Below are 23,926 nucleotides of genomic sequence, written 5' to 3' on the forward strand. Positions count from 1 at the left end.
ACCAAGGAAGTAACATGAAAAAAGCCATTATTATTGGCCTCGCTGTTACAGCATTTGTCGCTTTACTGATTTCAAAACAAGTCACAGGCAATAAAGATGCACCAGAAATGCATATTGCAGAAGTTGAACAAGGCAATATTGCCGATTCAATTTTAGCCTCTGGCAACCTCGTGTTTAATACCCAAGTGCAACTGCGCTCAGAAGTGACAGGCCGTGTAGCGAAAGTGTTTGTTGAAGAAGGCGAAAGTGTCACTGAGGGCGATATTTTAATGCGCCTAGATACGACCGCGTTTGAATCTGAAGTTGCACGCAACAAGGCCGTGCTTCGCGCGACCGAAATCGATATAAAGCATAGCGAAACCCGATTAAAAAATATCGAGCGTCAACTAAGCCGCCAGAAAGAGCTTTATGAAGTGGGCCTTGCAGGCCAAGAAGTGTATGAAAACCTACAAAATGCCCGCGATTTAGCAAAAATAGATATTGAAGCAAGACGTGAAGCTTACAACCAAGCCCAAGCATCGTTATTGATTGCTGAAGACCGTTTAAATAAAAGCGTGTTTCGCGCTCCAATGAGTGGCCTACTTGCTTCGGTAAATATTAAAGAAGGTGAAACTGTTATTGCGGGAACAACTAACATTATTGGCTCAGACTTGATGCTAGTAGCTGATCCAAGCGCAATATTAGCCGAGCTTCGAGTGGATGAGACCGATATTGCCGGTATCAAATTAGACCAACATGCAGATATCTATGCCGCCGCTTACCCAAATCAACCTTTCACTGGCAAAGTAATAAACATTGGCACATCAGCAAAAAATCAAGCCGGTTCTCAGGGCTTATCATTTAAAGTCAAAGTACTGCTTGATGCCACTGACCGCCAGCTTTATGCCGGAATGAGCTGCCGCGCAGAAATCGCCACAAGCATTGCCGAAAATGGCTTAAAACTGCCTATTGAAGCTATTCAAAAAGAGGATGATAGCTACTTTGTCTGGAAGCTTAATGCAGATAATACAGTAACTAAAACAGCTGTTACGGTAGGTATTTCTTCAGATATCGAACAAGCACTAACCAGCGGTGTTGCAAAAGGAGATCGTATTGTTATCGGCCCAGCTAGACCACTTAGCTCACTAAAAGAGGGTGATACGGTAGCCGTTAAAAACAGCCCTGAAAAAGGTGCTAACTAATGTCTGCGGTGATCAAACTCAGTAATATCAATAAACAATACAAAATGGGCGAACAAGTTTTCAAAGCCCTTGATGATATTAATATTGAAATTGCACAAAATGAGTATGTTGCCATTATTGGCCCTTCGGGTTCAGGTAAATCAACCCTGATGAACTTGCTTGGCTGCTTAGATACTCCCACCAGTGGTGACTACTATTTAAAAGATAAGCTAGTAAAGCGCATGACCGAAACGGAGCTTGCTCATCAGCGTAATGAAAGTGTTGGCTTTATTTTTCAAAGCTTTAACTTATTACCACGAGCATCCGCCCTTGAAAATGTTATGCAGCCCTTAGTGTATCGATTTATTTCTGCCAAAGAGCGAAAGCAACAAGCGCTCGAATCATTACAACGGGTTGGTCTTGGCGATAAGGTAAATCACCTTTCGAGCCAGCTTTCTGGTGGCCAACGTCAACGTGTCGCTATAGCTCGCGCACTGGTTACTAAGCCCCACATTCTACTTGGTGATGAGCCTACCGGTAACTTAGATAGTAAAACCACCACTGAAATCATGGCGCTGTTTGATGAACTTCATAACGAAGGGCACACCATCATTTTGGTTACTCATGAACAAGATATTGCTGATCACTGCCAACGTGTTATTCGCTTAGTTGATGGCAAGGTTGTTAGTGATACCCGTAAAGGCGAAGGAACAAGACAACATGTTTAAATCTGCTATCGCTGTAATGGAAGGTACAAAAGCCGCACTGATGGCAATTAAAGCCAATGCGATGCGCAGTGCCCTTACCTGCTTAGGCATTATTATTGGTGTTGCAGCGGTTGTGACCGTGGTGGCAGTGATGCAAGGGTTTACCAAGCAAATTAATGATCAGCTTGCTGATATGTCTCCCGATGTCACCAATATAAAACCTTACACTAGCGTAGAAAAAGAAATGGTAGGTCAACAAGCAAAGTTAACCTACAGCGACTTTTTAACTCTAAAAGCCCGAGTGAAAGAAGCCGAAACCTTTACTGCGCTAATGTTTACTTGGCGCTTTTCTGGTGCAGCAGAGTATGGCAATAAAAGTCATGCTTCACGGGTAATGGGCACCGAGCAAGACTACCAAAAAGCTTATCGCACCTACCCAGAACTCGGGCGGTTTATTCGCGCAGAAGATGATGAAAAACGCCGTCGAGTGGCGTTTATTGGCCCTTCAATTATCGAAAAGCTTAACCTGCCTGAAAACCCTGTAGGTGAGTATATCAAACTCGGTGGTGAGTGGTTTCGCATTATTGGTGTTGCTGAAAAACAAGGTAGTTTATTAGGTTTTGACCAAGACGATTACATTAATATTCCAATAAGTACCATGAGTGCGCTAGAAGGCGGCAGTGTTGATACCAATGTACAAATGATGTTTCGTTTGAAAGATGATGCTAACGAAGCGCAAGTATTGGGTAAAATTCGCCGTATCTTACGTCAATTACATAAACTGAAAGACGGTGAAGATGACGACTTTGAATTTGAAACTGCCGAAAAAGCCCGTGCTAATATCGATAAATTTACCGGAAGTGCTACCGCAATTACCGCGGGGATAGTGGGTATCAGCCTGGTAGTTGGTGGTATTGGAGTGATGAATATCATGCTGGTTTCGGTAACAGAACGTACGCGTGTGATCGGCACCTTGAAAGCATTAGGTGCAACACCTGGCTTTATTATGCTGCAATTTTTAGTTGAAGCTGTGGTGCTATCACTGTTTGGTGGTTTAATTGGTTTAGCGATTGGTTATGGTGCTGCGGCACTGATTTCGTTATCAGTGCCGAGCATGCCAGATGCCTACATACCGGGTTGGGCGATTATGCTGTCATTTGGCTTTACTTCATTGATTGGTATTGTGTTTGGCTTAGCGCCCGCTATTAAAGCGGCACGCTTAAACCCAATTGATGCGCTGCGTTATGAATAACTAGTCTGGCTTATAAGGTACTTGAGCGCAGCTTATTTCAACTGTTTTCGGGTACCAAATAGGCCCAACTTGGTTTACTGCAACTTCAGCTAAGCCATTGGTGAACGACTTATAAGTGTGAACGGTTTGCCATTCGGAATCAGGACACTCCTCAGATAAGTCGACAGGCTTTGAACCTTCGTAAAGCGCTGCGGCAAAGTTATGATGCCATTGCTCTGTTGCAGGCGCTTTATTGGCTTGTGCAGCACTGCCGTTATCAAAGTAGATATTTGTGCAACCACTTAAGGTTGCCACTAACACAGTTGTTACTAGTAGGCTTTTCATAGTTGTTGCTCCTGTGCTTGTTGCTCACACCATACTTTTACTGTGTGAGGAGCATAAATTCCGAGTGTAACAAGTCCTAATGCGCCATCAGCGAATGTTTGTTGCGATTGCATTTGGGCAACTTTTTTATCTTGGCAAATAGCCTTTACATCAACGCGCTCTTCACCAACGAGGCCCCACAAAAAGAATGGGCGGCTATCTTGGTAATCAGCTTTAGTGGCTAATTTATTGGTTGTTTTTTCTGGCACTATGGTGACTGATGAACACGCTGTCACCGATAAGGCAAGCAGCATACAGGCCATTTGTTTCATGAGTAGTTCCTTTGTCTGAGTTGTTAAGCTCAGTAAGTATAAGAATATGAGTACTCATTTTGGGTAAGAAAGCGTATAAAAATTGTAGGAAATACTACAGTTTCTAACATTTAGCCTTTGAACTAAACTGAGGCTATCGACGACTAACTCTCAAGGAAAGTAACTAAAGGTCATTATGACGGCATATCTGCGTATATTTTTATTACTTGTGTGTTTAAGTGTGCTGTCTTGGTATAGCTTTTCAAGCGATCCTAGCTCTGATGAGCAACAAGGTATAACCAAAACCGCTGTGAACCTTGCTAATTGCCAACAGCAATTAGCGCAAAGCCGCATGCAAACTTACGCTGAACATTATATTTTGCCCTATCAGTTCAAGTTATTGAGTTGGAATATCTACAAAGCACAAATAGATGGCTTACTCACAGATTTACAAAACCTAAATGCCGATGCTGATATTGTGTTATTACAAGAAGCTATCGAAGAACCTGCACTTACAAAGCTAAAACCTTACTGGCGCTTTGCTAAAGGGTATAAGAGCGGCAGCGTGCAATCAGGAGTTATGACACTCAGCCGCTGGCCAGCTACTGTACATTGTACACTCACCCATAAAGAGCCTTGGCTACGTAGCCCAAAAGCCACCAATATTGTGGAGTATGCGCTGCCTGAACAACAGTTATTACTCAGTATTAACCTACATGCCATTAACTTTACGATTGGCGTTAGTGACTTTAAGCAACAGCTCGACGATGCAGCCGCTATTATGCGAACGCATAAAGGCCCTATTGTATTTGCCGGTGATCTCAATACCTGGAGTGATGAACGCCAAGCCTTATTACAGCAAACATTGACCCAGCTAGGTTTGCACGAAGCTATTTATTTAGATGATAAGCGCACCAAAGCATTTGGATTAGCACTTGACCAAGTATGGGTGCGTGGTGTCAAAATAGAAACTACCGTTGTACCTGAGCTTGCAAGCTCAGATCATAACCCAATAATTGCAACCTTGACGATAGAGCATCAAACGCTATGAGATTATGTATGAGAAGATATTGGTTTATCGCGTTAATATTATTGAGCATTAGTCAATTCAGTGATGCAGCCACCCCAGAACAAGAGATAAATCACCTCATTGATTTTGTAGCTAAAAGCGATGCGGTATTTATTCGCAATGGTACAGAGCACTCAAGCCAAGATGCTTCCGAACACCTTGCTATGAAGTATCGAAAAGCAACCCGCTATGCAAAAACTGCCGAAAAGTTTATCGAGAATCTGGCGAGTAAAAGCTCATGGAGCGGTAAGCCCTATAAAGTAAGACTCAGCAATGGGTCGTTACTCAATGCAAAAGATTGGTTGAGCAATGAATTAAAAGAGTACCGCCGAAACCAACATATTCATAATTAAAATCATCAACACACAAGAAGCGAAAAGCCATGCAAGAACACAAAAATCAGCCACTCAATGACTTTATTGAGTACCCTCATGAAGAGATGCTTAAACGCGCCGAAGAGTTTTTAGCCGTGAGTCAGCGTCGCCACAGTATTCGCAGCTTTAGCGACCGCCCAGTGCCAAAAGAAATAATCGAAACCTGTATTAGAGCGGCTGGCACTGCACCGAGCGGTGCCAATCATCAACCTTGGCACTTTGTAGCAATACACAGCAGCGATGTGAAAAAACAAATTCGAGAAGCCGCTGAAAAACTAGAGCGCTCATTTTATGAAGGTCGCGCAGGTGAAGAATGGTTAGATGCCTTAAAACCACTTGGCACAGATGCCAGTAAGCCCTACCTTGAGCATGCGCCTTGGCTAATTGCCGTGTTTAGTCAAAAGAAAGGTGGTATTTCTGCCGATGACAAAAATACCAATTACTATGTTCATGAATCTGTTGGCCTAGCAACCGGCTTTTTAATTCAAGCACTACACAGAGCTGGCCTTGCCACCCTTACGCATACACCAAAGCCAATGAGCTTTTTAACTGAGATTTGTGGCCGTGATAAAGATAATGAGCGCCCTTACATGCTGCTAATTGCAGGCTACCCAGGGATAGATGCAACCATCCCTGAGCATGCCTTAGTGAAAAAGTCGCTAGACGAAATAGCGACCTTTATTTAGTTTTAAAATCAACAGCCAGCACATCACCTGGGTTTAAACCTGAAACGATGTGCTGCTTGCCATCGAGCATTTCGCCAAGGCGAACGAAGCGGCGCACTATCTGATTATTTTCAAGTAAATAGACCATACTCAATTGGCCATATTGGTGCACCCAGCTTGACTCAATCAACACCCCTTTTTCAGTGGCGAGCGGTAATAGTAATTGCGCATAAAGCCCAGGCATTAACCCAGTTTGCGCATCTGTTTCTAAACGGATTTCCATACTACGCGCAGCACTATCAGCAACAGGCACAATTTCTGTCACTGTGGCAGGCATTGACGTAGATAAAGCAGGTAGTTTAACCGTTAGAGTTTGACCAATATTCAACTTAATTGCTTGTTGTTCTCTGACATTAAATGCTAATTGCAATTGTTGTGGGTTATACAGTGCGAGTAATGGCGTGCCAGGCGTTGCGGTATCGCCAGGCTCTGCAAAACGCTCAACCACAACACCTGAAATCGGCGCTTTAATTTGCGTAAAACTCAGTGCAACTTGCGCTTGTGTTTGCTGCTGCTTAGCAATCGCTAGGTTCGCAGTTAAGTTATCGAACCTTGCTTTTGCATCGTCGTATTCGCTAACAGATACCAAGCCTTGCTTGTATAAGTCGTTAATACGCTTTAGTTGTTTCTCCGCTTGAGTCAGCGAGGCATTAATTGCATTTATTTGTGCTTCGCTTTGAGCAAGCCCAGCTTTAAAGTCATCTTGCTGCAAGGTAATTAGCACGTCACCTTGTTTTACAGTATCGCCAGCGCGTACATTTAAACGCTCAACTTGTGCCATTACACGAGAAGAGATTTGCGTATTTTGTTTTGCAATCACGGTGCCCGGTACAACTTCATCACGAGCAATATTTGCCAGTGTCACTGTCACTAACTGGCCAGTGTAATCATTTGCCGATGGGTTTTTCATGCCTGCAGCTTGCTTATCAGAAAAACTGCCTGCCATGTAAAGTACCGCCACAATAATCACAGATAACGCGATGATTGAACCAATAAGTTTTGATTTACCCTGCATGAGCTTGTTCCTCTTTGGCTGCATCCTTTGCAAACACTAAATAATAAACCAGCGGCACAACAAATAATGAGAACAATGTTGATGCCACAATACCAAAAATAATTGCGATAGCTAGACCGCTAAATACCGGATCTAGGGTGATCACCAAGTTACCTAATAAGGTGGTTCCCGCAGTCAGTAACACAGGGCGCATACGCACGGTGCCTGCGGCGATTAAAGCCTGTTTAATTGCCATACCTTGGCCGCGAGCTTGATTAATAAACTCAACTAAAATAAGTGAGTTACGAACCACAATACCAGCAAGTGCAATCATGCCTATCATGGCTGTTGCGGTGAATAGCACCGGCTCTGGAGCACCAGCAATAGTGCGCTCTCCAAATTGATTTAATAGCCAAAAGCCCGGCATTATCCCTATTACGGTTAATGGAATAGCCGACATGATGATCAGTGACAAACTCGCAGAGTTTGTTTGAATGCGTAAGATGATGAAAATTGCAGTGAGCGCAAACGCAAAGGCAATCCCCATATCTCTGAATACATCAATGGTAATTCGCCATTCACCTTCACCACTAAAGGTCACGTCAGTGCCAGCAGGTAATTGCCAAGCTTGGCCACCACCATTATTGAAAAAGTGCCTACTTTGCCAATCTGTTTGGCTAAATTCGTCAGTGCTGATGCCTAAGTCGGCGTTAACGTCAGCAATAATTTCAGCGGGTGTACGACCATTTAGCTCAGCCATAACATATACAACATTACGCTGATCTTTACGCATAATTGGCTTGGCAACCTCTTGATGCTGAAATTCACCTAACTCAGATAGCGCCACCAGCGGCCGCGGTGCACTTTGCAGCCCAAATTCGTCACTGGTTTTTGCAAGTTCCCTATCGCCACGCACTTGTAAAGCCAGCAATTGAGCAAATTGGTTACGGTCTTGATATGGTAGTTGCAGCTTTATATCGACAGGATCTGTTTCGCCGCTAACATATAACACCCCAACATTTTGCCCATGCGAGGCAATGGCTAAGGTCTGGGCAATATCTTGCGTAGACACCGCCGACAATGACGCTTTACTTTTATCAGTAACAAAACGTTGTAACGGCGCATTGGCAGCAATACTGGTATCAACCTCAACCACATGCTGCTCTTGCTTTAATCTTGCTGCAACGGCAAGTGCTGCTTGATAGTGAGTCTCTGTATCAACAAATGGCTCACTGTAAACTTCGGCCACTAAGGTACTTAAAACCGGCGGACCCGGTGGCACTTCAACCACTTTAATTACAATGCCATCGGTTGCCAGTGGCGCTAATGCGGCACGCAAGCGCATGACCACGCCATGAGATTGATGATCACGCTCAGTTTTATCGAGCAGTAATACTCTGAGTTCAGCTAAATTAGCAGCTTCACGTCGATAGTAACCACGCACCATACCATTAAAGTCCATGCTTGATGGCTGACCAACATAGGCTGCCGCCTCACTTACTTCATTTAATTGCCAAGTGATGGTTTGTACTTGTCTAGTGAAAGCGGCGGTTTGCTCAAGGCTCGTGCCTTCTGGCATATCAATTAAAACTTGCAACTCGTTTTTATTATCAAACGGTAATAGCTTTAGAGGCACTGCACGCATTACGGGTAACATAGCACTGGCGACAAACAAAGCTAATGTGGTCCATAAAACGAGTTTGGCGCGGCCTTTAGACTCAAGTAATGGCGATAACATGCGCTCGTATAAGCTATGGGGGTTAGCTTCTAGTTGCATGCTGTCATCGACTGGCGCTTTAAGTAATTTCATGGCTAACCATGGCGTGACAAAAAATGCCACTATGGTCGAAACCATCACACTAACCGGCACATTAAATGCCATCGGTGCCATATACGGCCCCATCATGCCGGTGATAAATGCAAGTGGGATAAATGCCACCATAATGGTCAATGTAGACATAAACAGCGCCACACGAATTTCGCTCATGGCATCAACTATGCGTTGTTTTTTATCGCCTTTTTTTGTTAAAAAGCGACTTATGTTGTCTATCCCAGTAATGGGATCATCAACCAATAGACCTAAAGAAAGTATTAATGCAAACAGCGTGACTCGGTTAATCGTATAGCCAAAGGCAAAATCAAGTGTCAGGGTGATGCCGTAGCAAATAGGTACCGCTAGCCCCATAACAATCGCTGGTCGCCAACCTAAAAATACGCCAACAAAAATAACCACGGTAAATACCGCAAACACTAAGCTCGAGGTAAGGTTATTTACTTTTTCGTTCGCTGTTTGGCCATAGTCACGCAGTACGGTGTAGCCAACTTCATCTGGTAGTAAATTAGCCGATAAACTGTCCATCATGCTGTGCACTTCGTTGGCTACAGCTACCGCATTGGTACCTGCTTGCTTAGCGACACTAATGGTCACTAAAGGAAGTTGTTGTTGGTTATCTGAATGAGCCAGCCATTGATAGCTTTGTGCTTCGCTTGGACCATCACTCACCTGGGCCACATCGCTTAGATAAACACTCTTACCGTTCACCACATTGACAACAAGCCGTTCAATCGCAGATTGAGAGCGTAAAACATCACCCACTTGTAAGGCAATTTGCTGCTTACCCTCAACAACACTGCCCACATTCACTAATTGGTTAGATACGCTAAGCGCATAATACACATCGGTTAATGTTGTTTGGTGTGCAGCAAGAGCACTTGCATCAAGGTTAATCGTTAATTGACGAGTTCTACCTGCAATCACTTTCACTTCGCTGGTATTTTCGATGCGCTGTAAACTGTTAGCGATTTCGTTAGCAAAGCGGGTAAGTTGATAATCATCGTAAAGTTTTGGATCTTTACTAAATAAGCCCAGCATCACAATGGGTACATCGTTCACTTCAACCGGACGTATTTGCCATGAGCTGATCACTGACGCCATCGTGTGTTGATAGCTATAGAGTTTAGCGTAAGTGTCGAGGATGGCTTGCTCACGATCGTGACCAACTTCAAAGCGAAGAGTAACAACAGTAGCATTACTTTGTGTAGTCGAGTAAATATGCTCGACGCCCGTTAACTGCGCCAATAACTTTTCCAATGGTTCAGTTACCAGCCTTGCTACTTCTGGCGCTTCAACGTTTGGCGCTGCCACATATATATCAAGCATCGGAACCACAATTTGCGGCTCTTCTTCACGGGGTGTTTGCTTTAATGCCATTAAACCAAGCAGCACCGACATAATAAAAATAATGACAGGGAGGCGACCGCTCAAGCTGTTTTTTACTGCATTATCGATAGCATTCATTGCTTAATTACCTTTGCAAAATAAGCCATGTAGGGTCGCTAAAATTGATACCACATTTTCATCCACCACGCGGTAATAAATAGTTTGGCTTTCGCGTCGAGTCGCAACTATCTGAGCTTTTCTCAGCGCCGCTAAGTGTTGCGATAATGCAGACTGCGCCAACGGCACAGCTTCGTTTAATTCGCTCACGCTCATTTCACCATCTTGCAGCGAACATAAGATCATCAAGCGATTTTTATTCGCCAATATCTTTAGCATTTGCTCTGCTTGTTCCACATTGTCGGCCATAGCCGCAAAATCGATGTTCATAATCACACTACTCTATATTCTTAAAATACCGCTAAAGTATAGATTGATATATTAGAAAAGTCTAATATTAGAATTTACTAATGTAGTGTTATCTAATATATTAAATACATCACTCTGTTATCGAGGTCTTATTATGAAACTAAATGACGCGCTTCGCCTAATTGCTGGTGTAATGATCTGTATTTCATTGTTGCTACAACAGTTTCACAGTCCGCTGTGGATTTGGTTTACGGTATTTATTGCTCTAAACTTAATTCAATCGGCATTCACTAAGTGGTGCCCAATGATCACCATTTTACGCAAACTTGGCATGGAGGATTAGTATGCTGACCCCAATTCCTGACTTAATGAAAATTATTGCCCCAAACCAGCGCCGCATTAGCGCTGACCAAGCAAAACAAGAATTAAGCGAAAACCACGGTTTATTAATAGACGTACGAGAACCTGCTGAGCACGCAACTAAAGCAGCAACAGGTGCAATTAATATCCCGCGTGGTGTACTTGAAATGAAATTAATGGAAATTGAAAAAGATCCTGCAAGACCCATTTACTTACACTGTGCAAGTAGTGCCCGCGCCACACTAAGTGCCGAAGCACTGACTCGTGTTGGCTACGAAAATGTCACTGTAATCACCTGTAATGCAGAACAAATCTGTCAGGTTTTTTAACGCTTTTCATCTAATAGCGTAACTAACATTTGCTCAATGTTTTTTACGCTATAAGTAAGTGAGCGCAGCAGTTCTAACTGAGTATCTTCAGGTTGATGCTCAGCTTTAGCACTGCTGCTTTGAGTCATTTCATCTTTTTGTTTCAAGATTGCCTCGCGAAACTTCTCAGCATCAACCACTCCGAGTAATGATACCAATGCACCTTGCCCTGATTGACCTGCCGTTTCAAAACTCAGTCGATAAAGACCAAATTGACGCATCAAAGGACCTTGGCTAAGTGCCACATCGGTTATTTTTTCAAGTGGGATCGATTTTTCTTCTTTAAAGAATACACCGCGTTTTACCACTAACTTACGCGTTAGCAACGTGGCTGACATCGCCGCTAAAATACGCCCTGCCACCAGCCAGATTATTAACGCAACAATGGGAATGAAAGGGATACCTACCATACTAATCACACAGGTAAAAATACCCAGTAATAACCAATACTGTTTTACTTTTGGATCAAAGCTGGCACTCAATAAACTGGTTTCTGTCATCATAGGCTCCTTGATAGAGAGTTATGACAATATACAAACTTTTCATTAAATACAAAAAAAGCCGAGCAAAAGCCCGGCTTAAGGGTACTGCAGGGAAAGCTATTCCACTGCTTCAACCGTCACTGTTAGTTTACTCAGATCAGGTCCTTGCACTGTAAAACGATAATCGCCAGCAGCTGCAATACTCAAGGTGATATCACCCCCAACGGCTTCTAATAAGGTCGCTTCACCAATAATAGCGATGGGTGAATCACCACTACCGCCATAATTTATGGTGTTCCAGTCACTTGAAGCGACTTTGAATCCATATTCTCCCACTTCAAGTGCCAGTGTCGTACTATATAAAGCATCGCCAGTATAAATTAACGGATCCACTGGATCCCAATTATTCATGCTGCCTCGCAAATAGACTTGAGTGTCACCAAACATTTCTGCATTAAATACGGTCATGAGTGGCTCTTCAAGGTTACTAGCATCAAACACAAACTGATATTGACCATCGCTGGCAATATCAATGGTCATGTTTGAACCTTTTACTGCGAGTAATTTTTCTGTACCTACAGTTACTGCTGCGCTACTTTCACCTGAGCCATAATCGACGGTATTCCAATCACTTGAAGCAAACTTAAAGCTATAACTACCTGTAGTTAATTGTTTAGTGAAAGTATAAACACCTTTGCCTTGGTACATTAATTCATCACTGGTATCCCAACTATTGAAGTCACCGCGCACATAAATTGGCGTGCCAACAAATGGCTCTTCGTTGTAGACGTTAAGCACTGGGTTATCGGTGTCTGTGGCATCGAATGAGAACACATAAACAGCATCCATTGCCGCCGTAAAGGTCATATTGGCACCACTGCGTGTCAATGGCTCATCTTCACCTTCGATCACCTCAGCAACATCGGCAGAAAGCGCACCAAAATCAACAGTAGACCAATCTTCAGAAGCCACTTTAAATTCATAGCTACCTGCTGTTAGAGGAATCGCAATTTTGTACTCGCCATTACCCACATATTCAAAGCTATTTGCCGTACCCCAGTCATTTAACGAGCCACGAACATAAACTGTTGTGCTACCAAATGGCACAATATCTGGCGCACCCACAGTCGCATCGGCACTTAAGCCTTCACCTTGTGCATCACCTTGTGGTTTCACAAACACAGCTACAGTATAAGGCGGAACATTAAAGGTACCTTCGCCTTCACCAGCCATAAAACTTGCTGCTGACATACTTGAGTCAACACTCGCTTTTAAAACAGGGTGAAGCTCAAAACCCGCAGCCGTTGATACTGTATGCGATAAGCTTTGCTCCGTACCGTTCATCACCACGACAATGGCATCGTATTGGCTATCTAGGTCAGTCAAACCAATACCATCATCGATACTCATCACGACTAAGCCTTGCTGTTGACGCTTACCAATATTGTGGAAGCCAACGCGGTCTAAAATGTCTTGCTCTGTGGTTAAACTAAATAGTGGGCTGGCACTACGAATTGCTAAGAATTCAGTAAATATATTACTTGCGTACTCAATATCGCTTGCCATCGCTTGTGCGTTAGGATTTGCTGAAATAGGTGCAATTTCGCCCCACTTCGCTTGGTTATCTTGCGCAGGAGGTAGGCCTACATTCCAGTTATTGGTATCCATACTGAAATCAACAAAGTTGAACCAATCACCAGAATCATAGCTGTTACGATCCATTGATTTAGAACGCAGCATATCAGCACCCATTTGCATAAATGGAATACCTTGGCTCATCAGCGGCATAGCTAAAGCCATATTGTGAACACGCACACGCTCTTCAATACTTAAGTTAGTACCATGCTTATATTGCAGCTGATCCCATAGTGTTTCGTTATCATGCTTAGAGACATAGTTAATGCTATCAGCTGGGTCAAGGGCATAAGCTGCTGGCTGACCACCCCAACTAAAGCTGCTGCCTTTTGCTGAATTACCTTTGAAGTCTTTAAGAATGTAGTTTTGTAAGTTACCTGCCAGTGATAAACGCAACGTATCTTGCTCAGATAAATTGCCATCTGTGACATTATTGCTAAAGAATGCACCACCACGAATTGCTTCACGAATACGGTCATTAAAGGTACCTACTTCTGTGCCAGCCATATCCATTTGTTTAGCTTGCACAAATAAACGGTTATCTGCGACTTCATCAAAGTTCCATCCTTCACCGTAGAAGTAGGTATCAGGATCAACTGCTTGCACTGCATTAAGCGCTGCCATAATTGAGGCTTTTGGCATATGCCCCATCACATCAAAGCGGAAGCTATCGTAACCAAAGTCGCGGGCTAATATCACCATAGAGTCAGTAACGAACTTATCCATCATGACATGTTCAGTAGCGGTATTCTCACAGCATGTTGAACGTTCGATATCACCAGAGGTTTCGTTGTATCTGTGGTAATAACCCGGAACGAGTTTATCGAACACTGATTTATCCCAAACACCTGAAGAGGTCGTGTGGTTATAAACAACATCTAGCACGACACGTAAACCAATTTCTTGTAAAGACTGGATCATCGCACGCGTCTCTTTGACTCGTGCAATACCTTCAGGTGATGAAGCGTAAGAACCTTCAGGTGCAATAAAATGATGCGGATCATAACCCCAGTTAAAGCTATCAACACCACGCATTGCATTGGCAAGTGCTTGAGCATCATCAGAGCCTGGTAGATATGACGCCATTAAATCAACAATCAAAGCACTCTTATCTTCGGTTTTACATGCATCAGCATCATCGTCAATGCGGCTACATAAATCACCTAAGGTTGCAGTAATATCAACACGCTGACTGGCATCTTCATCAATGGTGCCAATATCTGTCAGTGGTAGTAAATGGAAATGGGTTAAGCCATTATCTGCCAGCTTTTTGAGGTGTTGCATTGGTGCGCTATCAAGCTCAGTAAACGCAAGATACTTACCACGGTTTGCTTCACTGACGGTTTCATCCCGTACACTAAAATCACGCACATGACCTTCGTAAATGACCGCTTGCTCAGGGTAATCAACCGTTGGCACCATACGCTCATCCCAGCCAGTTGGTTTAGTATCTTCATCATCAAGGTTGATCAGTTGGCTATATAGACCATTGGTTGAAACGTTTAATGAATAAGGATCTGTGCTCCATAAGCTTTCAATTTGCTTAGTCGCTGGGTGATAAACATCAAACATAAAGCGGTAGTAATGGCGATCGTGACTGATATCGACATTGCTAGACCAAATACCCGTTGTGCTATCAAAGGTCATAGCAAGTTGTTCAAGCTCTGTTTTATCAGCATCATAAAGCGCTAATTTCATATTGCTTGCAGTCGGCGCCCATACCGACACATCAATGCCATTATTGGCGTAATGCACACCTAGTTGTGCTTCATTAGCATCACTTTCGCCACTAGTGTATAAGTCATCGAGGGCTTTAGCGGCTTGCACATAAGTGGCTTCTGTTAGCTTGCCATCAGCATCATAGCCTGCCACAACCAGTTGTTGTTTAATAAGCTCTTTTGCAGACGCAGCATCCCAGTTACCTTGGTATGCATTCCATCCAGCAAGGTGCGGCACTTTAGCGATTTGTTCATCGCTTAAAGATGTCGATGTAAGCTCAACCACTTGACCATTTAACTCACCGGTATCTTCATCGACAGCTAAATCAGCACTGTTTGATGAGTGTAATTTAATGATACTTGTCAGCTCATTACTTGGCTGGTAAATCACAGTAGACAAATCAATCCAATGCGCTGAAGCACCAGAAATACTCACCGGGCGCTCACCTAAGCTAACAATTGGATATTCAAATACTGATGGTTCACCATGAATGGTAAAGTTCATACGTTGGAACTTTTCATCGTCCTGCATCAATGGCATTTTTAAATCAACATCACCAAACGCTTTGCCAGACCCTTCGGTACCAATATGCACGATGAAGTTAGCACACTCGTTGTAACCTTCTTTTAGTTTTACAATCCAGTACGCGCCATAGTTAGGATCAATACCATCGTATTCATGCCCATTGGCCCAATCAGTGGCATCAAACGGCGCTGCGTACGCATCACAGTCATCGTTATTCCATGAGTGTAATCGATAACCTTCGTAGGCATCATCACTGGTGCGGTTATAGAATAAGATGGCTTCGTCATCTGCAGGGAAAACCACAGGATCAGGCAAAGTGGGATCAGCGCCTACCACGCAGCTTTCATTATTCTCATCGGGTACCGTTGGTGCCGGACAACTAATCGGTGGTGGATCAACACACTCAGTCCCCGCTTCATTGGGAACTTGCGGGACACTACAGGTCAATAAAACTTGCCCAGAATCTATATCGTTACTAGCGCCACCACCACATGCAGTTAGCAATACCATGCTACATGCAATCAGTAAGCGGCTAAAATTAGCTATTATTTTCATATTATTATCTCCAACTTACTGATCAATGGTTATAGGTAAAACCTAGATAAAACTGACGACCAAAAAATTGCGTGGTGCCTGTTTTACTGGTTGTTCCAAAGTAGCTTTGTGTTGGTTCATCGGTTAAGTTATTCACTTGTAATAACATGCCGAATGAATCTGTGAACTGATACGACGTTTGGAAATCGACAACCGTTTCTGCATCAAAATTCACCACTTGCTCATTGACAGCAACTTGCTCTGAAACGAAATCATCGCGATAACGCACATTCAAACGTGTTTCAAAGTTTTCATAGCTGTAAAAAAGTGTGCCGTTAAAGACATTGTTTGAAAGGCCAGGCAAGTCTTGCGACACAGAATCACCACCTAAATCGGTAATAGATTGCACCTCACTCTCGGTATACGAGTAACTGGCGTTAATACCTAAACCTTCAAACGGCGAGGGTAAGAAAGAGAAAACTTGCGTATAGGCAAGCTCAATACCACGAATATAACCGCCTTTGGCATTGTTAACCGCAGTTGTGTACACCCCATTTGTGGTTTCGATTTGCTCACCGCTGACAGGGTCAACAATGTATTCTGGTACGTTAAAACCATTACCCTTAAAGTCAAAGCTCTCGATAGCTACCGTATCTATGAATGAGTCGATATTCTTATAAAACGCAGCAACAACCAGTGCACCATCGGTGTCTTCAAAGTATTGCTCGTACGAGATATCGTATTGATCAGCATAGAAAGGTTTTAAGAATGGGTTATTAGTACTTGAACCGTTAATTTCGCCGTCATTGTTAACCGATGCACTGGCATCACCCGCTAAACGGTTAATCGGAGCGCGCGCCATCACTTTTGCCGCAGCAAAACGAATTTGTGTCGCGTCACTCACTTTAAAGTTCAGATTTAATGAAGGCAGGTAGTCTGTGTATTTAATGCCTAACACGCTTGGCGCATAAAGGTCGTTAACAATGCCATTGTCATCAACAATATATTGCGCTCCGAGCTGCGGATCGCCACCGACGTTTTCGAGTACCGTCGCTGACTGATCGGTATCTACTCGGCGAATACCGATATTACCTGTAACGGGTAGAGTGCCAATTTCAGTATCAATGTTAAGCATAAGATAGGCTGACACTACTTCTTCATACACTGAGCCACTTTGTAACATGGTCCATGAGTAGTTAGTGGTATAGCCTTGCGCATCTGGCTCACCATCACCATCTAAATCCACAACACCATCGGCGTTACCCCAGGTCTGTACTGGCTGCGGAGTTCCATCAGGAAACCATGCGTTGAGTGCTTTATCTAAATCTATCGCTAAATATGATGGGAAATAACTAAACTCGCCTTGCCAATCGACTACTGTAGTCATGTCATCAGTAAGACGAAGCGGTGGTTGAGTCGAGGAGAATGCACCATCGTTACCGTATTCAAATACAGAGCGATTATTGCTGTACTCACGGTCTGAATAACGAGCGCCAAATTCAATTGAGCTAAACCAGTTATTCTCTAACTCATACTTAAAATCGAGTCGAAATGCTTTTACTTCATCTTCATTTTCATACGGGTAAATACCGTATTTACTGACCATAACTCGGTCAATATCGCTAAATGCGTCGGCTTGGTTAAAACCTACATCAGGCAAGTTTAAGCCGTTCAATTGATAGTTTAGCGATACATTGGTATCGAACACAGGGTTCTCAACGGTGGCATCTTCTGCTACCAATGCCCACAGTAAACCATTGCGGAAATTACTTTTCGCACGTGATAGCGACACGTCAGCATTGACGTTTAAACGCTCAGTAACTTGCCAATCGGCATTAATGCCATAGCTGTCTACTTCATCAAAGTCTTGGTTATCATCATTAACGATTTCAACACGGGTAAAGCTATTTGATGTGCGGTTAATTGCACCACCAATCACCGCATTACCGTCAAGCACTGGGTTAGCATACACCGCAGACGGACCACCAAACTTAACCCGAAAACCACGGGCAAATGATTCGCTATCAAAACGTGATAAAAACGCATCACCTTTTAGTTTAAAGTTATCGGTTGGCACCCATTCAATTGAGGTTAAATAACCATTACGGGTTTCTTCACCACCTAAGTGCTGAAGCTCAAACCCTTCACTGATGTATTCATTAGCAGGGTTATCTGCAGGGCCATCGGTATCATTTGCTAGCCCATCAACATCTTTATTACCGTTATATGCTAAACCGATAAACTGAGTCGCCACACTTGGTTGGAATAAGCGCGCGTAACCCACTGCGACACCTAGCGTCTCGTCAAGAAACTTGCCTTGGTAAGAAAAGCTAATACGGTCGCCATACTCCGTGGCATCAAATACCTCTGAAGCACGGTCGTTATACATACCACGCACATTCGCAGTAAATTTGTGTTGCTGGTCATTATCCAATGGGCTGGCTGTTTGTAGCTCTACCGTACCTGCTACGCCCCCTTCAATAAGTGAGGCCTTAGGCGACTTGTAGACCGCCGCGGAACTGATTAACTCTGACGGGTATTGGTCAAACTCAATACTGCGACTACCACTAGTAGATACTTGCTCTCGACCATTTAATGTCGAAAAAACAAATCCACCAGATAAACCGCGTATGTTGATTTCGGCAGCTTGGCCACCGGTACGTACCGCCGAGATCCCCGGTAGACGTGTTAATGCATCAGCCATAGACACATCAGGTAATGCCCCTAAGTCATCAGCTGATAGTTGCTCAGAGACAGTGTCGCTAAAGCGTTTTTGATTTAATGATTGAATTAAGCTGCGACTAAAGCCGCGCACTTCGATTACTTCTAGCTCAGGATCGATTTCCTTTGCTGATGTGCGTTCTTCTTCCGTCGCCGCTATTGCACTATTTGCTGCCACTAAAGCCAGCATAAGCGCACTTAGCTTGAATTTCCCCATTGGATTTCCACCCTGTTGTCGTTGGAGGTGTTGTATTTGTGGTTATTGTTGTTGTCAAAAAACAACCAATAAAGTGTAACCAAAAGGTAAATATTGTGTGATGAATACGTATGCAATAGGAGGTTGCTGGGGAGAGCAGCGATCACAACCCTTTTTTATTAGTGATGTAATCGCAATATAGAGGGATTTATAGGGTAATAACAACACGAACAGCTAAGGCAATAAAGATCACCCCTAGCAATTTTTCAAGCCATGGATTTGTCTTGGTGAAACCAAAACGCTTTTTTGATATTTCGGTTAACAGTGCAACAAGTAGATACCAGCCTGTATCAAGCACAAATACCGTTAAACACATGATTAAACCAACTTGCAAAGTCAGGTTCTCAGGGTCAATAAATTGCGAAAACAGTGCTAAAAAGAATACCGCAAGTTTTGGGTTTAAAAAGGCAATAGCAAAGCCATCTTGCAGCGCGCTGCGAGGGCTAGGCTTAGTCTGCTCAACATTCAGTGTTTGCGAGCTGGATTTAGCTAACAGAATACGAATACCCAAATATGCAAGATAGGCTGCACCACCATAGACCAGCACTTGATAAAGCGTTGGTAACTGAGTCATCAGCGCACCTAAACCTAGTAACGAGGCACATGCATAAAAGCCAACCCCAATACCGTGGCTCAACGCCGCTAACATGCCGTTCTTCATACCGCCATGTAAGCTGTGTTTTAAAACCACAGCTAAACTCGGCCCCGGCGACATTGCCCCCATCACGCAAATTAAGACTAAACTCAACCACTCAGTTAGTGTCATTATTCGTTATTCTCAATTAGTAATAAAACGGATGTTATCTGACCATAAACCCCAGTGGCAGTGGTGATTGTTTTCACTTGCCAGCCAGCTTGACCTAATTCGAACACCCGTTGATTTAATGCATCAATATCGATACCGCCGAAAAAGCGCTTCTTTTTAAACTCAACTACTTTTTGCATGTTAGTCCATCAGTTGGTATTCAAAGTCATAATGATGAATACCCGATTCAATTCGAATTGCCATTTTACCACAGAGACCTTCAAGCTCTCCTGCGCCAGAGTCAGGCACCACTTCTAAAATCAATCGGTCAGCCCCTTTATCCATAGTGCCAAAATGTTGTAGTACAAAACTGCCTTGCTTACCCTCTAAGCTACCTACGACCTGTTCAATCGCTACATAACCTGCACTGCCCTGAGTTGCAGTCATGGCACTGAGCATTTCGCCTTGGCTTGTTGCCTCTAATGGACCTGAAAACTGTTTATCAATCGACATGCGTCCCAAATTTACGCCATCTTGCCCTGTGGCATAGCCGCCAATTGGGTTTAACTTTACGGTGAATTGACCACTGATCGTTGTAGATTCCATACTAATCCCTTAATAACTGTTGATTTTTAGAGCATTGATAACCATATCTATACCCTATTCACCAACAAGAATCTAGCATGTCTAACAATAAAGAAAAGGCCGCATTTAGTAGCCTGTTACCGATTTTAGCTTTTATAAAGCCCTATAAATGGATGGTGTTTGCAGCCCTTGGCGCCTTGCTGCTTACGGCCGGTGTTAACTTGTCACTCGGACAAGGCGTTAAATTTGTTATCGACCATGGCTTTATTGCAGGCTCACAAGCTCAGCTTCAACAAGCGGTGATGGTATTGATTGGTTTAATAAGCTTATTGGCTGTAGGTACTTTTTGTCGCTTTTATTTAATGTCGTGGATTGGTGAGCGAGTCAGTAACGATATCCGTAAAGCCGTGTTTGATCGCATCGTTACATTACACCCAAGCTACTTTGAAGAAAACCGCAGCGGCGAACTGATGTCGCGACTAACCACCGACACCACCTTGTTGCAATCTATCATTGGCTCCTCTTTTTCGATGGCATTACGCAGTAGCTTAATGCTGATTGGTGGCTTGGCTATGCTACTTATCACCAACCTAAAGCTAACTCTTGTGGTTGTTGCCTGCGTACCCGTGGTACTACTGCCGATGATGATTTTTGGCCGAAAAGTGAGAAAGCTGGCTAGCTCAAGCCAAGATGCCATTGCCGATATCAGCACCTATGCTGGTGAGATCATTCAAAATATCAAAGTCGTGCAAAGTTATAGTCACGAAGAGCGTGAAAAAGCCGCATTTAGCGAAGAAACCAACAAAGCGTTTCAAGTAGCGAAGAGCCGAATCAAACAGCGCTCGTTTTTGATTGCAGCGGTAATATTTCTGACCTTTAGTGCTATTAGCGTGATGCTTTGGGTTGGTGGCAGCGACGTATTAGCTGGCACCATGACAGGTGGTGAGCTAGGTGCTTTCGTGTTTTATGCGATTATGGTGGCGATGTCTGTAGCAACCGTTGCCGAAGTGTACGGTGAGTTGCAAAGAGCAGCAGGTGCAGCTGCACGATTATTAGAGCTACTCGCCGTTGAAAGCATGATAAAAAGTCCAGATACAAATCATGATGCACAACTTGAGGAAAACAAGCTTAATCACCCTGCTATTCAGTTTAATGATGTGTCTTTTCATTACCCTTCAAGGCCAGATAAAGCCGCTTTAAATGCGCTGAATTTACAAGTAAAACAGGGGCAAACTGTTGCAATCGTTGGCCCATCAGGCGCTGGTAAAACAACATTATTTGAATTACTACAGCGCTTTTATGACCCAAGTTCTGGGAGTATTTCGCTGGCAGGAATAAACATAAAAGCACTTTCTCTTGATTGCTTACGCCAGCAAATGGGGATGGTGGCACAAAACCCAATTTTATTTAGCTCAGACGTAATGCATAACATACGTTATGGCAACCCAAGCGCCAGCGACGAGCAAGTATATGCTGCGGCTAAATATGCCCATGCCGATGAGTTTATTAAGCAACTACCAGATGGTTACCACAGCTTTTTAGGGGAGCAAGGTGTTAGGCTCTCAGGTGGGCAAAAACAACGTATAGTACTAGCGCGCGCAATATTAAAAGACCCTGCCATTTTATTGCTTGATGAAGCAACCAGTGCACTCGACGCACAAAGTGAGTTTCATGTACAAGCTGCCCTTGAGCATCTAATGAAAGACAGAACAACACTGATTATTGCCCATCGTTTAGCCACAGTTAAACACGCCGATGTGATTGTCGTGATGGATAAAGGAGAAATTATTGCAACGGGTACGCATCAGCAATTGTTTGAGACTAACCCATTGTATAAACAATTGTGCGAATTACAGTTTAATCGAGATTAAGAAGGGAAATGTCAGGTTTGAAAGGGCATATCAAACCTGACCACAAATCTAGATATAAAATCTAACCTTGTGTATTCGGTACGATCTGAATTTCTACGCGGCGGTTTAAAGCTCGGCCATTTGCTGAGTCATTGCTCGCCACAGGACGTGTTTCACCATAGCCTCGCGTGCTGATACGTGCAGACATAATCTGATGATTAACTAAGTAATCTTTTACGCTTTGCGCACGTTGTTGAGATAACGTCATATTGTAGCTATCTTTACCTGTGCTGTCGGTATGACCTTCAACGCTTAAGTAGGTTTTTTCGTATTTATTCATTACTTTAGCAATTGCGTCTAGGGTGCTATGAAAGCCAGAAGAAATATAAGATTGATCAGTTGCAAAGGTAATATTTGATGGCATCACTAGACGAATATTGTCGCCTTCACGAACCACTTCAACACCTGAACCTGCTAGCTCATCGCGAAATGCTTCTTCTTGCTTATCCATATAATCGCCAACGGCTGCACCTGCTAATGCACCAATAGCCGCACCAATGAAAATACGTTTATCGTCATGGTCACCAGTTGCTTTACCTAGTACTGCACCTGTAGCAGCACCAATCGCAGCGCCTTTACCTGTATTCGTAGTCTCACAACCTGTTAATAGAACGGCTAATACGCCCACTGTTAAAACTGATTTTGTAAAAGTCATGTATCTCTCCATGGCAATTATTCAAATTGAATTGTTAACAATTATGAATGAACGTCTATGAACAAACTATGAAGAATGGGTTACTTATCGATTGCTACAGCAGTAACCGGAGGTAAGTTATAACTTTTGACCAATTCTGTTAAACGGCCATTGAGGACTAACGTATTGAGGCGTTCTTGAATTTTTTCGGCTAAACCCGAGCTTGCAAACTGCTTACTAAGGGCAATGTGACCATAAATAACATCTTTATAGCGATAAGGCATTTTTACGATATCTTGCGAAGGTCGCTGCAAAAACACTGAGGCATGATCAGCTGTGGTTTCAACAGCAATTACCAACTCAACGCGGCCCTTTAATAACATATCAAAAGCATTATGTTCGCTTAACGCTTCGACTTTGGTGAGTGTTTTATCGCTATCAAAACGAGGAAAGTGCGCAGCGCCTCGCATTACCGCAATACGCTTACCGACTAGGTCTTGATAATTGTTTATTTTAAGCTCGCTATCGGCTCTGGCATAAAACACAAAAGAAGATGACAGCATCATGTATGGTGGAGTAAGAAACTGCATTTTTTGCTCACGCGCTTCTGTGCGAATAAGCCCGCCCATTACATCTAGCTCATTTTGCTCGAGCATTTTTAAACAACGAGAAAACGGGCAAGCGACATACTCAAGCTTGATAGGCAAGGTACGCTGCATTTCACGCATAATATCCACTATTGCGCCACTGACTCTACCATCTTCAGAGACCATGCCATAAGGAGGCGCATGATCAACAGCCACCACAACTTTCTCAAAAGAGGTTGCAAGTGCAAAGCTGCTGCAAAGTAATAACAATAAACTGGTAATATAGCGTTTCATAGTAATACTCATAACTACGTTCACTCGTTCTCTATATTGTAGACGGCCTTGTGTCATAAAAACCACAAAAATGTCATACAATTTTGTCAT

22 protein-coding genes are annotated in these 23,926 nt (G+C 43.3%); 9 read left to right on the top strand and 13 right to left on the bottom strand.

What is annotated here, in order from left to right:
* Positions 1-14 precede the first annotated feature (14 nt).
* The 3 genes from AN394_RS00120 to AN394_RS00130 are packed head-to-tail and all read left to right on the top strand — an operon-like array spanning position 15 to position 3,119.
* Positions 15-1,181 (top strand): efflux RND transporter periplasmic adaptor subunit, encoded by a 1,167-nt coding sequence (locus tag AN394_RS00120; RefSeq protein ID WP_054562822.1) that lies wholly within the window; start codon positions 15-17, stop codon positions 1,179-1,181.
* The gene (locus tag AN394_RS00125) at positions 1,181-1,888 is read left to right on the top strand and encodes an ABC transporter ATP-binding protein (protein ID WP_054562823.1); all 708 of its coding nucleotides are present in this window, start codon (positions 1,181-1,183) and stop codon (positions 1,886-1,888) included. The genes AN394_RS00120 and AN394_RS00125 overlap by 1 nt, the downstream gene beginning before the upstream one ends.
* Positions 1,881-3,119: an ABC transporter permease gene (locus AN394_RS00130; protein ID WP_054562824.1), complete on the top strand. Its 1,239-nt coding sequence runs from the start codon at positions 1,881-1,883 to the stop codon at positions 3,117-3,119. Before AN394_RS00125 ends, AN394_RS00130 begins: the two co-directional genes overlap by 8 nt.
* On the opposite strand, the gene AN394_RS00135 is transcribed toward AN394_RS00130, so the two are convergent.
* Both AN394_RS00135 and AN394_RS00140 read right to left on the bottom strand, forming a co-directional pair.
* Positions 3,120-3,443: a Bor/Iss family lipoprotein gene (locus AN394_RS00135; RefSeq protein WP_054562825.1), complete on the bottom strand. Its 324-nt coding sequence runs from the start codon at positions 3,441-3,443 to the stop codon at positions 3,120-3,122.
* Positions 3,440-3,754 carry a Bor family protein gene (locus AN394_RS00140; protein WP_054554401.1) on the bottom strand — a complete coding sequence of 105 codons (315 nt, stop codon included), beginning with the start codon at positions 3,752-3,754 and terminating at the stop codon, positions 3,440-3,442. The genes AN394_RS00135 and AN394_RS00140 overlap by 4 nt, the downstream gene beginning before the upstream one ends.
* 175 nt (positions 3,755-3,929) lie before the next feature.
* Here AN394_RS00140 and AN394_RS00145 point away from each other — a divergent pair, with 175 nt between their 5' ends.
* The 3 genes from AN394_RS00145 to AN394_RS00155 are packed head-to-tail and all read left to right on the top strand — an operon-like array spanning position 3,930 to position 5,862.
* A complete protein-coding gene (locus tag AN394_RS00145) occupies positions 3,930-4,784 on the top strand; it encodes an endonuclease/exonuclease/phosphatase family protein (RefSeq protein WP_055020506.1) in 855 nt (284 codons plus the stop codon).
* Between the two features lie 8 nt (positions 4,785-4,792).
* Entirely contained in the window at positions 4,793-5,155 is a 363-nt protein-coding gene (locus AN394_RS00150) for a DUF5329 domain-containing protein (protein ID WP_235576226.1), read from the top strand.
* A 29-nt stretch (positions 5,156-5,184) separates the two neighbouring features.
* A complete protein-coding gene (locus tag AN394_RS00155; RefSeq protein ID WP_055020508.1) occupies positions 5,185-5,862 on the top strand; it encodes a nitroreductase family protein in 678 nt (225 codons plus the stop codon).
* On the opposite strand, the gene AN394_RS00160 is transcribed toward AN394_RS00155, so the two are convergent.
* From AN394_RS00160 to AN394_RS00170, 3 genes are read right to left on the bottom strand one after another with little or no spacing between them, the layout of a single operon-like run.
* Complete coding sequence (locus AN394_RS00160) at positions 5,855-6,916, bottom strand: efflux RND transporter periplasmic adaptor subunit (RefSeq protein WP_055020509.1); 1,062 nt, start codon at positions 6,914-6,916, stop codon at positions 5,855-5,857. The genes AN394_RS00155 and AN394_RS00160 overlap by 8 nt on opposite strands.
* Positions 6,906-10,193 carry an efflux RND transporter permease subunit gene (locus AN394_RS00165; RefSeq protein WP_055020510.1) on the bottom strand — a complete coding sequence of 1,096 codons (3,288 nt, stop codon included), beginning with the start codon at positions 10,191-10,193 and terminating at the stop codon, positions 6,906-6,908. Before AN394_RS00165 ends, AN394_RS00160 begins: the two co-directional genes overlap by 11 nt.
* 3 nt (positions 10,194-10,196) lie before the next feature.
* Entirely contained in the window at positions 10,197-10,502 is a 306-nt protein-coding gene (locus AN394_RS00170) for a metalloregulator ArsR/SmtB family transcription factor (protein WP_054562831.1), read from the bottom strand.
* Positions 10,503-10,635: 133 nt separating this feature from the next.
* Here AN394_RS00170 and AN394_RS00175 point away from each other — a divergent pair, with 133 nt between their 5' ends.
* On the top strand, positions 10,636-10,824 hold the full coding sequence (locus tag AN394_RS00175) for a DUF2892 domain-containing protein (protein WP_054562832.1): 189 nt from the start codon (positions 10,636-10,638) through the stop codon (positions 10,822-10,824).
* 1 nt (position 10,825) lies between these two features.
* Entirely contained in the window at positions 10,826-11,170 is a 345-nt protein-coding gene (locus tag AN394_RS00180) for a rhodanese-like domain-containing protein (protein WP_054562833.1), read from the top strand.
* On the opposite strand, the gene AN394_RS00185 is transcribed toward AN394_RS00180, so the two are convergent.
* The 6 genes from AN394_RS00185 to AN394_RS00210 all read right to left on the bottom strand — a co-directional run bounded on the left by AN394_RS00185 (position 11,167) and on the right by AN394_RS00210 (position 20,432).
* Positions 11,167-11,709 carry a PH domain-containing protein gene (locus AN394_RS00185; RefSeq protein WP_055020511.1) on the bottom strand — a complete coding sequence of 181 codons (543 nt, stop codon included), beginning with the start codon at positions 11,707-11,709 and terminating at the stop codon, positions 11,167-11,169. The genes AN394_RS00180 and AN394_RS00185 overlap by 4 nt on opposite strands.
* Positions 11,710-11,808: 99 nt before the next feature.
* On the bottom strand, positions 11,809-16,125 hold the full coding sequence (locus AN394_RS00190) for an alpha-1,6-glucosidase domain-containing protein (protein ID WP_055020512.1): 4,317 nt from the start codon (positions 16,123-16,125) through the stop codon (positions 11,809-11,811).
* 22 nt (positions 16,126-16,147) lie between these two features.
* Positions 16,148-19,042, bottom strand: a complete 2,895-nt coding sequence (locus tag AN394_RS00195; RefSeq protein ID WP_055020513.1) for a TonB-dependent receptor — start codon at positions 19,040-19,042, stop codon at positions 16,148-16,150.
* A gap of 187 nt (positions 19,043-19,229) precedes the next feature.
* Positions 19,230-19,847, bottom strand: a complete 618-nt coding sequence (locus AN394_RS00200; protein WP_054562837.1) for a LysE family translocator — start codon at positions 19,845-19,847, stop codon at positions 19,230-19,232.
* Entirely contained in the window at positions 19,847-20,026 is a 180-nt protein-coding gene (locus AN394_RS00205) for a DUF4177 domain-containing protein (RefSeq protein WP_054554414.1), read from the bottom strand. Before AN394_RS00205 ends, AN394_RS00200 begins: the two co-directional genes overlap by 1 nt.
* Before the next feature lies 1 nt (position 20,027).
* Positions 20,028-20,432 carry a DUF3224 domain-containing protein gene (locus tag AN394_RS00210; protein ID WP_054562838.1) on the bottom strand — a complete coding sequence of 135 codons (405 nt, stop codon included), beginning with the start codon at positions 20,430-20,432 and terminating at the stop codon, positions 20,028-20,030.
* A 77-nt stretch (positions 20,433-20,509) separates the two neighbouring features.
* On the opposite strand from AN394_RS00210, the gene AN394_RS00215 reads away from it, so the two are divergent.
* Entirely contained in the window at positions 20,510-22,282 is a 1,773-nt protein-coding gene (locus tag AN394_RS00215; RefSeq protein ID WP_055020514.1) for an ABC transporter transmembrane domain-containing protein, read from the top strand.
* Positions 22,283-22,343: 61 nt separating this feature from the next.
* Here AN394_RS00215 and AN394_RS00220 read toward each other — a convergent pair whose 3' ends face one another.
* Complete coding sequence (locus tag AN394_RS00220; RefSeq protein ID WP_054562840.1) at positions 22,344-22,976, bottom strand: OmpA family protein; 633 nt, start codon at positions 22,974-22,976, stop codon at positions 22,344-22,346.
* Between the two features lie 80 nt (positions 22,977-23,056).
* Positions 23,057-23,836: an ABC transporter substrate-binding protein gene (locus AN394_RS00225; RefSeq protein WP_082401673.1), complete on the bottom strand. Its 780-nt coding sequence runs from the start codon at positions 23,834-23,836 to the stop codon at positions 23,057-23,059.
* Positions 23,837-23,926 lie beyond the last annotated feature (90 nt).

The sequence above is a fragment of the Pseudoalteromonas sp. P1-26 genome, assembly GCF_001401795.1.
In the GTDB taxonomy this organism is placed as follows: Bacteria; Pseudomonadota; Gammaproteobacteria; order Enterobacterales; family Alteromonadaceae; genus Pseudoalteromonas.

Bases quoted from the DNA above. Each gene is read 5' to 3' on its own strand.
- AN394_RS00175 (WP_054562832.1), top strand. From the start codon at position 10,636: ATGAAACTAAATGACGCGCTTCGCCTAATTGCTGGTGTAATGATCTGT.
- AN394_RS00195 (WP_055020513.1), bottom strand. From the start codon at position 19,042: ATGGGGAAATTCAAGCTAAGTGCGCTTATGCTGGCTTTAGTGGCAGCA.
- AN394_RS00160 (WP_055020509.1), bottom strand. From the start codon at position 6,916: ATGCAGGGTAAATCAAAACTTATTGGTTCAATCATCGCGTTATCTGTG.
- AN394_RS00130 (WP_054562824.1), top strand. From the start codon at position 1,881: ATGTTTAAATCTGCTATCGCTGTAATGGAAGGTACAAAAGCCGCACTG.
- AN394_RS00150 (WP_235576226.1), top strand. From the start codon at position 4,793: ATGAGAAGATATTGGTTTATCGCGTTAATATTATTGAGCATTAGTCAA.
- AN394_RS00165 (WP_055020510.1), bottom strand. From the start codon at position 10,193: ATGAATGCTATCGATAATGCAGTAAAAAACAGCTTGAGCGGTCGCCTC.
- AN394_RS00225 (WP_082401673.1), bottom strand. From the start codon at position 23,836: ATGAAACGCTATATTACCAGTTTATTGTTATTACTTTGCAGCAGCTTT.
- AN394_RS00180 (WP_054562833.1), top strand. From the start codon at position 10,826: ATGCTGACCCCAATTCCTGACTTAATGAAAATTATTGCCCCAAACCAG.
- AN394_RS00200 (WP_054562837.1), bottom strand. From the start codon at position 19,847: ATGACACTAACTGAGTGGTTGAGTTTAGTCTTAATTTGCGTGATGGGG.
- AN394_RS00185 (WP_055020511.1), bottom strand. From the start codon at position 11,709: ATGACAGAAACCAGTTTATTGAGTGCCAGCTTTGATCCAAAAGTAAAA.
- AN394_RS00140 (WP_054554401.1), bottom strand. From the start codon at position 3,754: ATGAAACAAATGGCCTGTATGCTGCTTGCCTTATCGGTGACAGCGTGT.
- AN394_RS00135 (WP_054562825.1), bottom strand. From the start codon at position 3,443: ATGAAAAGCCTACTAGTAACAACTGTGTTAGTGGCAACCTTAAGTGGT.
- AN394_RS00220 (WP_054562840.1), bottom strand. From the start codon at position 22,976: ATGACTTTTACAAAATCAGTTTTAACAGTGGGCGTATTAGCCGTTCTA.
- AN394_RS00155 (WP_055020508.1), top strand. From the start codon at position 5,185: ATGCAAGAACACAAAAATCAGCCACTCAATGACTTTATTGAGTACCCT.
- AN394_RS00170 (WP_054562831.1), bottom strand. From the start codon at position 10,502: ATGAACATCGATTTTGCGGCTATGGCCGACAATGTGGAACAAGCAGAG.
- AN394_RS00190 (WP_055020512.1), bottom strand. From the start codon at position 16,125: ATGAAAATAATAGCTAATTTTAGCCGCTTACTGATTGCATGTAGCATG.
- AN394_RS00215 (WP_055020514.1), top strand. From the start codon at position 20,510: ATGTCTAACAATAAAGAAAAGGCCGCATTTAGTAGCCTGTTACCGATT.
- AN394_RS00205 (WP_054554414.1), bottom strand. From the start codon at position 20,026: ATGCAAAAAGTAGTTGAGTTTAAAAAGAAGCGCTTTTTCGGCGGTATC.
- AN394_RS00145 (WP_055020506.1), top strand. From the start codon at position 3,930: ATGACGGCATATCTGCGTATATTTTTATTACTTGTGTGTTTAAGTGTG.
- AN394_RS00125 (WP_054562823.1), top strand. From the start codon at position 1,181: ATGTCTGCGGTGATCAAACTCAGTAATATCAATAAACAATACAAAATG.
- AN394_RS00210 (WP_054562838.1), bottom strand. From the start codon at position 20,432: ATGGAATCTACAACGATCAGTGGTCAATTCACCGTAAAGTTAAACCCA.
- AN394_RS00120 (WP_054562822.1), top strand. From the start codon at position 15: ATGAAAAAAGCCATTATTATTGGCCTCGCTGTTACAGCATTTGTCGCT.